This window comes from Cobetia sp. MC34 (assembly GCF_018340035.1).
Classification (GTDB): Bacteria; Pseudomonadota; Gammaproteobacteria; order Pseudomonadales; family Halomonadaceae; genus Cobetia; species Cobetia amphilecti.
This window is the reverse complement of sequence record NZ_JADPPY010000013.1, coordinates 31,793-44,804: the sequence shown is the minus strand read 5'-3', so window position 1 is coordinate 44,804 and position 13,012 is coordinate 31,793. Positions and strand designations below refer to the sequence as shown.

Genomic DNA, 13,012 nt, shown 5'->3' with positions numbered 1-13,012 from the left:
GGTGCTGCTCGTCCTCCTGCCGTTGCGATCGGCTGTCGTTGGCTGCTGCTCTGTTGTCCTTGCTGCCCTGTTGTCCTTGCTGCCCTGATTGCTCTGCTGCGCTGATGCCCTGATGCACTGATGCACTGATACTCAGCGGCTTGCTGTCACTCTCGCGTTTCCTGCAGCAGCTCGCGTTGGGCGCTATAGAGCGAGGCAGGCTTCACGGCCTCGCCCGGTGACTCGACGCGTGCCTGCAAGGCATCCATCGGCGGCAAGGAGTCATACTCGGTCACGCCCTTGGCATTCATCACCCGGGCATAGTCATGGCGATTGGCGATGCCCAGCGCATGCCCGGTCGCCCCGACGACCGTCGGCATGATCACCTTGCCGAAGTGAGAATCGGCGCGCATGAAAGGCCAGGCAGCATGCGGCTTGCCGGTATTGACCGGATTCCACAGCACCAGCCCGCGCAGATGATTGGGCTGATGGCCGACACTGGCGCCCCAGCGGTCGCGCACATGACCGCCACGCTTGCGATCGAACACGTTGTCGCGCGATTGCTGACCATGCAGCTCGATACCACTGTCACCGGCGTGCTCCAGTTCAAGGTAGACGTTATGGGTCGCGTAGCGGGCCACCCCGGGCGCATGCCAGGCATGACTTTGGTCGACTACCTGGCGGGCCAGTACCTGATTGCTGTCACTGATCGTCATCGCGATATGCCCGGGCTTGCCGGTCATCGTCACGTCTTCGAGTGTCAGCTGTGAGCTGTGGCGCACCTTCACCCCCTGATTGAAACTGTCGAGCCGTACGTCACGTACCCAGCCATCCGTGATGCCATCCAGGTCCAGAAGGCCGAAGCCGCTGTCATCCTCGGCGCTGCGGTGATGCTTGAAGTGCCCCCGCCAGTTGCCCTTGAGCGTGATGCCCTGCACCCCGACTTCCCGCGCCGGGTGCAGGCGTGCGATGCGCCACTGCTCACCGGGAAAGCGCTCATGCACCACCGGCAACGAGAGCGTGAGACGCTTGCCGTCACGTGCCACCACGCGATAGCGCGCCCGCTTGATCACTCCGTCACGCTCGATCAACCAGCGTGACTCGCCGGTGCTGGCGTCCTTTTCCATCTGATAGGGCGCCAGGGCACGCGCCACTGCCTCAGGCCGCTTGTCGATGCTCTCCAGCAGCACCTCATCGCCTGGCGAGAGCGCTGCGCCATCGGCCCCATCCGCCAGCGTGATCGTGTCCTGCGTATCCGCCGGCTGCCGGTGGCTCGTCGGCGTGACGGCTTGCCATTCTTCCTGCTTGCCCCCCTCGGCCAGATTGCCCAGATGCAGCAGCCAGGGAGTGCTCCAGTACCAGCTGGCGTGCAACGGCAGCATCGGCCGGGTCTGCTTGAGGTGCGTGACATCACTGCCCGCGCCCATCAAGGTCCAATGACTGCCTGCCAGACTCAACCCCTGCATCTTGAGCAATGCCTCGCGCAGCGCCTGCTGGTGTTCTGCGTCCGCCACCGCGGCTTTCAGTGCCACCAGGCGGGAGTAAAACCAGTCGCGCTCGGCCGCCCCATACACCACGTAATCCCCCGCCGGGAAATACAGCACGCCGCGCCGCGCCGGGCGGTCAGCGTCATCACTGCCCTGGCGCTGCCAATCACGCATGGCGGCATGCGCCTTGAGGATCGCGCGGCGATCACTCAGGGTGTCACTGCCATCCGCGCCGTAGGCCGTGACATCGAACCGGCGCAGCGCGCCCTTTTCGCTCTCACCTGCCGTGCCCTTTGCTGCCGAGCCCTTATCTGACGCTTCACCCGCATCACGCGACTCGAGCTCAAGCGCCGGCAGTGCCTCGCCCTGGTGGTAGCCGGCGCGGGAAACGTCTGGCAGTGGCAGTGGCTTGCGCACCTCGGGTGGGCGAGTCTGATTGGCCTGCCACACGCGCTGATACTGCTGCCACAATGTTGATTGCCCCGCCTCGCCATCCCCGACCTGCTGATCAGGCGTCGTGGCGTCCGGGTTGTCGAGCGGTGTACCGGCCCACCAACCGAGGGCGACAACGCAGGCAATGCTCAGCCCTATCACGCCCGCCCAGAGACGACGGCGGTTCTTGCGGCCCGGCGAGGGAGAGTCGCCATGTGAAGCGCCCTTTGAAGCACTATCTGTAGACGAGCGATGCGGTGAGCGAGATGACGACATGCAACGAGATTCCAGAGCGGCGAATGACACTGGCGGATGCCAGCCAGAACCGCTTGGGACTCCCCTCAGGCTGTCCGGTTCCGTGTTGCCAGCGGGCGACGCTGCCTGTCGTCAGCGCTCTCTCCTCTCCACAACTCCCCGCATGTCATCCCTACTTCATCCCCACTTCATCAACACCAGCATCCAGACGACACACACGGTGCTGATCATCCACAGCACCTGATCGGTAAAGCCCAACCACAGCAGATGCAGCCAGCCGCTGGAGAGCAGCCCGATGAACAGTCTGTCGCCCCGCGTGGTCGCGATGGGCAGAAATCCCTGACGACTCAACGTCGGGGTCACGAACTGCCAGGCGGTCATGCCCAGCAGCAGGGTGCCGATACCGGCAAAGAAGAGTGACGTGGGCAGTGTCCAGGCCATCCATTCCATCATCATGTCCTCTTGTGGGCCGCCAGCAGAGACTTGCTGACGGCAATGACAGCGGCGCTCGGCCTGGTGCCGATCACACCCGGCCCAGGGCGAAGCCCTTGGCGACATGGTTGCGCACGAAGTAGATCACCAGAATGCCGGGAATCAGCGTCAGGGCACCGGCGGCGGCCAGTACGCCCCAGTCGATGCCCGAGGCCGAGACCGTTCGCGTCATCACCGCCGCTATCGGTTTCGCCTCCGTCGAGGTCAGAGTTCGCGCCAGCAACAGCTCCACCCACGAGAACATGAAGCAGAAGAAGGCGGTCACCCCGATGCCCGGGCGAATCATCGGAATGAACAGCGTCAGGAAGAAGCGCGGGAAGCTGTAGCCGTCGATATAGGCCGTCTCATCGATCTCCTTGGGCACGCCGGACATGAAGCCCTCCAGAATCCAGACCGCCAGCGGCACGTTGAACAGACAGTGCGCGAGTGCCACCGCCAGCGGAGTATCAAAAAGCCCCACCGAGGAATAGAGCTGGAAGAACGGCAGCAGGAAGACCGCCGGCGGCGCCATGCGATTGGTCAGCAGCCAGAAGAACAGATGCTTGTCGCCCAGGAAGCGATAGCGCGAGAAGGCATAGGCCGCCGGCAGCGCCACCGCCAACGAGATGAGCATATTGAGCACCACGTAGCTCATCGAGTTGAGGTAGCCCATGTACCAGCTGGGGTCGGTGAAGATCACCCGATAGTTGTCGAAGGTGAAGTTCTCGGGCCACAGGGTCAGGCCGCCGAGAATCTCCTGATTCGACTTGAAGGACATGATCAGCAGCCAGTAGATCGGCACCAGCAGGAACAGCAGATAGATCGTCATTACCAGACGCTTGCGTGTGGTCATCACTCGTCTCCTCAGGCGTCGTCACTGTCCTGATGGGTCATGGCGGTATAGAACAGCCACGAGACCAGCAGGATGATGAGGAAGTAGATCAGCGAGAAGGCTGCGGCACGTCCGAGATCGAACTGGCCGATCGCCATCTGGGTCAAGGTCTGGGACAGGAAGGTGGTGGTGGTACCCGGCCCGCCACCGGTGAGCACGAAGGGCTCGGTGTAGATCATGAAGCTGTCCATGAAGCGCAACATGATGCCGATCAACAGCACGCTCTTGAGCTTGGGCAGCTGGATGTAGCGGAACACGGCCCAGGGCGAGGCACGGTCGATACGCGCGGCCTGGTAATAGACATCGGGAATGGCACGTAGCCCCGAATAGCACAGCAACGCCACCAGCGACGTCCAGTGCCAGACATCCATCACCAGCACCGTCACCCAGGCGTCAGCCGGATTGGAGGCGTAGTTGTAGTCGATGCCCAGCTGGCCCAGCGCCCAGCCGTAGAGACCGATGTCCTCACGACCGATGATCTGCCAGATGGTGCCGACCACATTCCAGGGGATCAGCAGCGGCAAGGCCAGCAGAATCATGCACAGCGAGACCATGAAGCCCTTGCGCGGCATCGAGAGCGCCACGGCGATCCCCAGAGGAATCTCGATGGCCAGCACCGCGAATGAATAGACGAACTGACGGATCAGCGAATCGTGCAGGCGCTCGTCACGCAGGATCTCGCGATACCACTCGGTGCCGACGAAGAAGCGCGTGGAGGGGTCGAAGATGTCCTGCACCGAGTAGTTGACCACCGTCATCATCGGGATGATGGCCGAGAATGCCACCACGATGACTACCGGCAGCACCAGCCACCAGGCGCGATTGTTGTGTGTGCGTTGCATCAGGCGTTTCCTCCCGGCCGCTCGTCATCTTCCTCTCTGGCAAAGCTGTCCGCCTCACCACTGTCATGCGCGCCGGCCTGCGACAGATCCAGCAGGTGTTCATCGAGATAGAAGCGCTGCCAGCGGGCGGGCAGACGCAGGCGCACGCGGCCTGTCGGCAGCGGCGCATCTTCCTCGATACGCGCCTTGAACAGGCAGCCGCCACCGATGTCGAGATCCACCACCTTGTAGGTCCCCAGGTCCTGCACCAGCGTGACCTGACCACTCAGCCAATGCTCGCAGGTGTCGGGAACCGCCGCCGCTGGTGAGCTGTCGCTGGCCTCGAGCTCGACGAATTCCGGCCGGATGCCCAGCTTCAACTCGCCCTTGCGCTCCGCCAGTGTCGCCAGCAGCGCCCGTGGGAGATGCAGCAAGGGCGCATCCTCCCCCGTGCCGAGCCGCACGCCCTGCGATTCCAGCGTGATGCTGGCCAGATTCATGCCCGGTGAGCCGATGAAGTAGCCCACGAAGGTGTGCGCGGGGTCCTCGAACAGCTCGCGCGGGGTGCCGAACTGCACGATGCGGCCTTCATACATCACCGCGATCTTGTCGGCGAAGGTCGAGGCCTCCAGCTGATCATGGGTGACGTAGACCATGGTGATGTTGAACTGCTCATGGATCTGCTTGAGCTTGCGGCGCAGCTTCCACTTGAGGTGGGGGTCGATGACCGTCAGCGGTTCATCGAACAGGATGGCGGCCACGTCATCGCGCACCAGGCCACGGCCCATCGAGACCTTCTGCTTCTCGTCGGCCGTCAGGTTGCTGGCACGCCGCGTCAGCAGGTCTTCCAGCTCCAGCACCTGGGCGATCTCACGCACCCGGGACTGCACCTTGTGCTCCGGCTGGCGCTGATTGCGCAGCGGGAAGGCCAGATTGTCGAAGACCGTCATGGTGTCGTAGACCACCGGGAACTGGAACACCTGGGCAATGTTGCGCTCTTCCGGCGGCAGCCGATTGACCACGCGATCATCGAAGCGCACCTCGCCCTCGGAGGGGGCCAGCAACCCGGAGATGATGTTGAGCAGCGTGCTCTTGCCACACCCCGACGGGCCGAGCAGTGCATAGGCGCCGCCCTGCTGCCAGACATGATTCATGCGCCGGATGGCGTAATCACTGTCGGCGGTGGGCGCCGCCAGGTAGCTGTGCGCCAGATCATTGAGGTGTATTTCCGCCATCAGGCCAGCCCTCCGCCAGTCGTGGTGGGTCGCTCGGGCGAGCGGATCAGTGCCCCATCGCCATGCTGTTCCGCCCCGTCACCGCCATCGGCGGCATAGACGAACAGCTTGTGGGCGGGGGCATAGACGCGGATGGCATCATCCACGGCGAAGTCATGGATACCGGCCAGATGCAGGACCAGCGAGTGATCGGCATTGCTGACATGCAGGAAGGTCTCGGAGCCGGAGATCTCGGCGATATCCACCGTGACGGCGAACTCCAGATCATCATCGGCCAGTGGTGCCAGCCCCAGATGGCTGGGGCGGATACCGAAGCGATAGGCCCCGCTCTCGATTCCCGCCAGTGGCGCGGGCAACACGAAACGACTGCCCTGCTCGCCGGCACTGGCCGCGCCGGAGAACGCCAGCTCACGCCCGCGCACCTCGGTCTCGAACAGGTTGATCTGCGGCTCGGAGTAGAGCTTCGCCGCCTCGACACTCAGCGGATGATGGTAGACGGCCTCGGTAGGCCCGGACTGCAGCACCCGCCCTTCATGCATCAGGGTGGTGGTGCCGCCGAGTGCCAGCGCCTCGCCGGGCTCGGTAGTGGCGTAGACGGCGATGGTGTTGCGGGTCGCGAACAGGCTGCGCATCTCGTGGCGCAGCTCTTCGCGCAGCTTGTAGTCGAGATTGACCAGCGGCTCATCGAACAGCACCAGGTCGGCGTCCTTGACCAGCGCCCGTGCCATGGCCGTGCGCTGCTGCTGGCCACCGGACAGCTCCGCCGGCTGACGCGCAAGAAACTGCTCGATATGCAGCATCTCGGCGATCTCGTGCACGCGGCGGCGGATTTCCTCGGGCGCCATGCGCGCCAGCTTCAAAGGCGAGGCGATGTTGTCGTAGACGCTCAGGCTCGGGTAGTTGATGAACTGCTGATAGACCATCGAGATGTTGCGCTCGCGCACCGGACGACCGGTCACGTCCTCGCCGTTCATCACGATGCGCCCGTCACTGGGCACATCGAGACCCGCCATCAGGCGCATCAGCGACGTCTTGCCGGACAGGGTGCGTCCCAGCAGCACATTGAAGGAGCCGGGCTCGAAGGTCAGGTCCACCCTGTCGATATGGGTCTCGCGGCCAACCCGGCGGGTGACCGCCTCAAGGCTCAAGGACATGGCGCTGTCTCGTCTGGTGAAAGTCATCGGGGCAAGGACACGGCCAACCACTGCCGAGTGTTCACACCCACCTGGTGACTATCCTCAAGCGAGCCCTGTGCCAGCCGCGCGCAGCCCCCTGCCCACAGACACCCTCATTCAGCCCTCGAAGGGTGCCGGATTCCGCTCTTCTGTCGATCATTCAGTTACTTGCCAGATGCGACCAAGGCAGGGGCAGACCATGGTCTAGCCCGTCATCCGCCGCGTCTGCCGCTACTCTGATGAACAGTGTCTGAACACTGGAGTCCTCGGAACTGAACACTCACCACGCACAAGTGAACATTGCCGTGAACACTCCCCCAAGACCGATCACAGCACCGATAACAGCACCGATAACAGCACCCATAACAACAGAGGCCTGAAAGGCCCGCCGCACAAGGGACGTCGCATGCCACTACCCCACACCGCCAAGCACTCAGCGCGCCACGCTGCCCACCATTCGGCCAATCATTCAGCTCGCCACGCGGAGGATCAGGCGCTCGATCCAGGCGCCGCCTCCACAACGCCTGCGGCGGCGCTTCCCCCTGCTCCCTCCTCTTCTCTTCCCTCTTCTCTTCCCTCGGCGCTGCCGCCCTCAACCCTCAGGTGTCCGCCGGAGGAGCTCGTCTGGCGTCAGCGTCAGGCCGCCAGCCTGATGGCGACGGTGGCGTCAGCGGTGGCCGGCCATACCCTCAACCTGCTCGATCACTGGCAGGCGTGTCTGGTGCTGACCGACCGCGACGGCGTGGTGCTGGCAAGCTATGGCCATCAACAGCTACTGGGCAATGACGCCGCCCTGTTGCACCCCGGCGCGCGCTGGCGTGAGGAGTCGCTGGGTCACAACGCCATCGCCGAGACCCTGAATGCGCCGCGCGCCAATCGCCTGGCACGCATCGCCCTCGAAGCGCATGACGCCGAATGCCTCAAGGGGCTGGCCAGCGCCAGTGCCGCACTGCTGGCCCCCGCCAGCTGGAGTGCCAGTCGCGGCCTGACGCCCGGCGCCTGCGAGGGGTGCCTGGGACTGATCTGCGACCCCTACCGTGTGCGCCAGTACAGCCTCGGCATGCTCGGCGTACTGGCAGATGACATCGAGCAACGCCGCCTGGGCGAGGCGCATGGGCACGACCATCACCTGTTGCGCCTGCATCTCAACCGCTCGCAGCTTGATTCGCCCAGCGCGGCCCTGCTGGCCATCACACCGCAAGGTCAGGTCGCGGCTGCCAGTCGCCGGGGACTGCAGCTGCTGGCGGCTCACCTTGAACTCACGCCCGCCTCCGACAGCGCAGCCCATGCAGCGGACAGCGACAGCTGCGCCACTCGCGATGACATCCACCTGCTGCTGGGCCAGCCGCTGGCACGCTGGCAGCTGGACTGGGCACCGCTGGCCCAACTCGCCGAGGCGCAGTGCCTGACGCTCACGCAGCACCCTCGCTTCACCGGCTACACCCTGTGTGCAGCCCCGCCCAGGCCACGGGTCGTGGCCCGCGCGCCGGCCAAGCACCCAGAAAGCCAGCCACCGGCCGAAGCCGCCACTCGAGAGACTGCGTGCCACCCGAGCCTTGCGCGCCTGCATCATGGTGATGCCGGCTGGGCCAGGGTCTGCGAACTGCTGGCGCGGCTGGTGAACGCCCGCCTGCCACTACTGCTGCAGGGCGAGACCGGCGTCGGCAAGGAGGAAGTGGTCAAGGCGCTGCATCAGGCCAGTCATCGCGCCCATCAGCCGCTGGTCGCCATCAACTGCGCCGCCTTGCCTGATGAGCTGGTCGAGGCCGAGCTGTTCGGCTATCAGCGCGGAGCCTTTACCGGTGCCGACCCCGCCGGGCGCGAAGGCCGCCTGCTCGAGGCCAATGGCGGGCGCCTGTTCCTGGATGAGATCGGCGACATGCCACTGCATGTACAGGCGCGCCTACTGCGCGTGCTGCAGGAGCGTGAAGTCACCCCGCTGGGCGGCGGCAAGCCGCAGCGGGTCGATTTCGAACTGGTCGCCGCCACCCATCAGCCCCTCAGCGAGCTGGTCAAGGCGGGGCGCTTCCGGGCAGATCTCTACTATCGCCTGTGTGGCGCCACCATCGCCCTGCCGCCGCTGAGGGAGCGTCACGACATCGCCGGCCTGAGTCGTGCCCTGCTGACACGGCTGTGCCGGGAGCAGCAACGTGAGCTGCCGCACATCACGCCCGCCTTCCTCGATCGCCTCACCCAGCATGACTGGCCCGGCAACGTGCGCGAGCTGGACAACGTGCTGCGTCTGGCGCTGGCACTGTGCGACGGGCCGGCCCTGGAGCCGTGCCATGTGATGCTGGCGGGTGACTGTCTCGCCTCACAGGGCGACTGCCTCGCGGCAGAGGGCGAGATTGCCCACCAGCCCCCGCAACCGAGCGGCCTGCCCTCGCTGCATGATCTCTCCAGCGCCGAGGAGCTGCAGAGTGCGCTGGACGCGCTGGGCGGCAACGTCTCGCGTCTCGCGCGGGAGCTGGGCATCAGCCGCACCACGCTCTACAAGCGGCTCGGCGCGGCCTGACGCAGCAGGCTTTTCCTCAAGCCCCATCTCCAAGCCCTGTCTCCAAGCCCTGTCTTCAAGCCCTGTCTTCAAGCCCTGGCCCTGAAACGCCCGCGCCCCCGCAGACAGACTCTGCGGGGGCGCGGGCGTTTCTTGCGACTCCTGTTTCTCACAGCCATCAAGCGCTCAGCACTCAAGAGCAGAGGGTCGAGGACAGTGGTCAGCTCGGCGTCAGGCCGCGCAGTCGTTCATTGCGGCGGCGAATCAGCTCCAGTGTCGTCAGCAGCAGGATCGAGACCAGTACCAGCAGCGTGGCCACCGCCAGAATCGTCGGGCTGATCTCCTCGCGGATACCGGACCACATCTGGATCGGGATGGTGGTCTGCGCCGGTCCGGCGATGAACAGCACCACCACGACTTCATCGAACGAGGTGATGAAGGCGAACAACGCACCGGACACCACCCCCGGCGTCACCAGCGGCAGGATGATGCGGAAGAAGGTGCGGCTCGGACTGGCCCCCAGCGAATGTGCCGCACGTGTCAGCGAGTGATCGAAGCCGGACAGCGTCGCCGTCACCGTGATCACCACGAAGGGAATGCCCAGCGCCGTGTGCGCCAGAATCACGCCCAGATAGGTCTGGGTCAGCCCCAGTTTCGAGAAGAAGAAGAACATCGCCGCGGCGCTGATGATCAGCGGCACGATCATCGGCGAGATCAGGATCGCCATGATGGTATTGCGAAACGGCATGAAGCGGCTGGAAAGCCCCAGTGCGGCAAGCGTGCCCAGTACCGTGGCCAGCACCGTCGCGCACACCGCCACGATGATGCTGTTCTTGATCGAGCGCATCCACTCATCCGAGGTGAAGAACTCCTGATACCAGCGCAGCGAGTAACCCTCCGGGTCCAGCGACAGCATCTTCTCCGAGAAGGTGAAGTAGGGTTCGGCATTGAACGAGAGCGGAATGATCACCAGGATCGGCCCGATCAGGAACAGGAAGATCAGCGCGCACAGCACGCAGAACACCCAATGCCAGATCCGCTCACCACAAGTTGCATAGGAAGGTATGGCCATCTGTCACCCCAGTTTGACCTTGTCCACACCGATCAGACGGTTGTAGACGAGATAGAAGAGGATCACCACGACCAGCAGAATCGAGCCAATGGCCGCTGCCAGCCCCCAGTTGAGCGAGGTCTGCATGTGATAGGCGATGAAGTTGGTGATGAAGCGGCCCGACTGCCCGCCCACCAGTGCCGGCGTGATGTAGTAGCCGATGGAGAGGATGAAGACCAGAATCGAGCCCGCCCCGATGCCCGGCAGGGTCTGCGGGAAGTAGACGCGCCGGAAGGCGGTGATCGGCCCGGCACCCAGCGAGCGCGCCGCATGCATGTAGCTGGGCGGGATGGTCTTCATCACCGAGTACAGCGGCAGGATCATGAACGGCAGCAGGATGTGAGTCATCGCGATGATGGTGCCGGTCTTGTTGTAGATCATCTGGATACGCGCCTCCTCGGCGAGTATCCCGACGCCCACCAGCATGTCATTGAGCACCCCCTGCTGCTGCAGGATCGCGATCCAGGTGGTGGTTCGCACCAGCAGCGAGGTCCAAAACGGCAGCAGCACCAGAATCATCAGCAGATTGCCGCGACTGGCCGGCAGGGTCGCCAGCAGCCAGGCCACCGGATAGGCCAGCAACAGACATAGCCCGGTGATCGCCGCGCTCATCCAGAAGGTGCGGATGAACAGCGAGACGTGGATCTGCAGATACTCCGGTTTCTCGACGATCTCGCCTGTCGGTGAGAACTGGCGATCCACCGCCGCCAGATAGTAGGAAGCGGTGAGAGGCGACGATTCACGCTTGATCAGACGCCAGATATCCGGGTCCTCCCAGTCCTCATCGGCCTTGATCAGCGCAGCCTTGTAAGGGGCCTCCATGCGACCGGCACGGCGGGCGCTCTTCATGAACAGCGACCGCATGCCGGACTTTTCGTAGTTGAGACGCGAGGCGACGCGGCCGAGATTGCGCGCCTTGAGTCCCGCGGCCAGATCCTGCGCCAGGGCGGCGTAGGCGGCCTCTTCCGGCAGCCCTTCGCCGTCCCAGTCGACCAGCACCTCGCTGGTGCGTGGCAGATAGGTGGAGACTTCCGGGTTGTCGACACTGCGTGACAGCATGTCGAAGATGGGCATGACGAATGCCAGCCCGATGAAGACCAGCAATGGCGCCACCAGCAGCAACGCCTTGATGCGGCTGCGGCGGATGGCGCGATTGAGGCTCTGTTTCAGCGGTACGCCATCGGCGGTGGTCAGCGCCGCGCCGGGGGCACCATTGGGGTCATGTGCTGCGCTTCCGGACGTGGCCGGGGCGGAGGAATCGCTCATCCTGCACTCCTTGATCGGCTATCCGAGGATGCCTGGGCCGCCAGCCGGCTTCCGCGTGACAGTGACGGAAGCCAACCTGGCGGAATCGAGCATGGCCGACGGGCCATCAGGCATGATCAAAAAGGCCCCGGCGCGCGGGTGTGCGCCACCGGGGCCAGCGGGTCAGTGCAGGGATCAGCGTGCCAGCCAGGCGTTGAAGCGCTGGCTCAGCTCATCGAGGTTGTCGGCCCAGAATTCGTCATCCTTGGGAATGGCGGTCTCGAAGTTGGGGCCATAGGTGGGCATGTGCGGCTTCATGTCGATGCCGGTGTCCGCATGGGTCGAGACCAGTGCCGCGGAGGAGGTACGCGCCGGGCCGTAGGAGATGTACTTGGCCTGATCCGCCAGACGCTGGGTATCGGTGGCGAACATCAGGTAATCCTTGACCTTGTCGAGCTTGCCGGTCGGCACCACCCAGCCATCCAGCTCGAAGACCTGGGCATCCCAGACGATGGAGAATGGCTGCTTCTCGTTGACCTCGGCATCGAAGATGCGTCCGTTGTAGGCCGAGGCGAAGGCCACTTCCTTGTCCGCCAGCAGCTGCGGCGGCTGTGCGCCCTCTTCCCACCAGATCACGCTGTCCTTGATGGTATCGAGCTTGGCGAAGGCGCGTTCGATGCCTTCCTCGGAATCCAGCATCTCGTAGACATCTTCCGGAGCCACGCCATCGGCCACCAGCGCCCACTCCATGTTGTTGATCGGCTTCTTCTGCAGCGCACGCTTGCCGGGGAATTCCTCGAGATTGAAGACGTCATCGATGGAATCCGGCTGCTTGTCCTCGGGGAACATCTCGGTATTGAAGGCCACGATGTTGGAGTAGACGATCTGCGGCACGAAGCACTCGCTGAGCGAATTCTCGATGAAGTCCTCGCTGGCCGGCGTGCCATCCGGCGCTGCCGCGAACAGGGTGTCCGGGTCCAGCGGCTCGATCAGGCCTTCCGAACAGGCGATCAAGGCATCACTGGGCAGCATGTCGACCAGGTCCCAGGTGACGTTGCCGGCCTGGACCTGTGCGCGCAGACCGGAAAGCGCATTGGATGACTTGTCGATATTGACGACGGTGTCGCCGCTCTTCTCTTCCCAGGGCTCGTGATAGGCCTTGTTCTGGCTGTCGGTATAGGCGCCGCCCCACGAGACGATATTGAGCGTCTCGGCCTGGGCCGCACCGGCGCTCATGCCGGCCGCTGCCACGGCAACCGCCAGCAGGCTGCGCAGCGGCATGCCCGGGCGCGAGGTAGTGAATGACGCGGTGAACTGATTGATGACTGACATGGATGAATCTCCCTGATTTCTTGTTGTTGTGCTGCACTCTTGTCGCGAAATCTGCTCTTGCTCTGCTGAGGAAGCGTGCTTCA

At 64.2% G+C, this 13,012-nt stretch carries 10 protein-coding genes; 1 reads left to right on the top strand and 9 read right to left on the bottom strand.

The window, feature by feature from the left end; all coding sequences use genetic code 11:
• Positions 1-146 precede the first annotated feature (146 nt).
• From IZU87_RS09110 to IZU87_RS09085, 6 genes are all read right to left on the bottom strand, one after another.
• Entirely contained in the window at positions 147-2,174 is a 2,028-nt protein-coding gene (locus IZU87_RS09110; RefSeq protein WP_213114310.1) for a DUF4955 domain-containing protein, read from the bottom strand.
• A 156-nt stretch (positions 2,175-2,330) separates the two neighbouring features.
• A complete protein-coding gene (locus tag IZU87_RS09105) occupies positions 2,331-2,603 on the bottom strand; it encodes a DUF2160 domain-containing protein (RefSeq protein ID WP_213114309.1) in 273 nt (90 codons plus the stop codon).
• Positions 2,604-2,676: 73 nt separating this feature from the next.
• On the bottom strand, positions 2,677-3,477 hold the full coding sequence (locus IZU87_RS09100; RefSeq protein ID WP_043334505.1) for a carbohydrate ABC transporter permease: 801 nt from the start codon (positions 3,475-3,477) through the stop codon (positions 2,677-2,679).
• Between the two features lie 11 nt (positions 3,478-3,488).
• Complete coding sequence (locus IZU87_RS09095) at positions 3,489-4,358, bottom strand: carbohydrate ABC transporter permease (protein WP_043334509.1); 870 nt, start codon at positions 4,356-4,358, stop codon at positions 3,489-3,491.
• Positions 4,358-5,572 (bottom strand): ABC transporter ATP-binding protein, encoded by a 1,215-nt coding sequence (locus tag IZU87_RS09090; protein ID WP_213114308.1) that lies wholly within the window; start codon positions 5,570-5,572, stop codon positions 4,358-4,360. Before IZU87_RS09090 ends, IZU87_RS09095 begins: the two co-directional genes overlap by 1 nt.
• Complete coding sequence (locus IZU87_RS09085) at positions 5,572-6,726, bottom strand: ABC transporter ATP-binding protein (RefSeq protein ID WP_213114307.1); 1,155 nt, start codon at positions 6,724-6,726, stop codon at positions 5,572-5,574. The genes IZU87_RS09090 and IZU87_RS09085 overlap by 1 nt, the downstream gene beginning before the upstream one ends.
• A 673-nt stretch (positions 6,727-7,399) precedes the next feature.
• Between IZU87_RS09085 and IZU87_RS09080 the strand changes: the two genes are divergently transcribed.
• Complete coding sequence (locus IZU87_RS09080) at positions 7,400-9,262, top strand: sigma-54-dependent Fis family transcriptional regulator (RefSeq protein ID WP_213114306.1); 1,863 nt, start codon at positions 7,400-7,402, stop codon at positions 9,260-9,262.
• 199 nt (positions 9,263-9,461) lie between these two features.
• Here IZU87_RS09080 and IZU87_RS09075 read toward each other — a convergent pair whose 3' ends face one another.
• From IZU87_RS09075 to IZU87_RS09065, 3 genes are all read right to left on the bottom strand, one after another.
• On the bottom strand, positions 9,462-10,313 hold the full coding sequence (locus IZU87_RS09075) for an ABC transporter permease (RefSeq protein ID WP_213114305.1): 852 nt from the start codon (positions 10,311-10,313) through the stop codon (positions 9,462-9,464).
• Between the two features lie 3 nt (positions 10,314-10,316).
• Positions 10,317-11,618, bottom strand: a complete 1,302-nt coding sequence (locus IZU87_RS09070; RefSeq protein WP_054556762.1) for an ABC transporter permease — start codon at positions 11,616-11,618, stop codon at positions 10,317-10,319.
• Between the two features lie 174 nt (positions 11,619-11,792).
• Positions 11,793-12,929: an extracellular solute-binding protein gene (locus tag IZU87_RS09065; RefSeq protein ID WP_225347830.1), complete on the bottom strand. Its 1,137-nt coding sequence runs from the start codon at positions 12,927-12,929 to the stop codon at positions 11,793-11,795.
• Between the last annotated feature and the right edge of the window lie 83 nt (positions 12,930-13,012).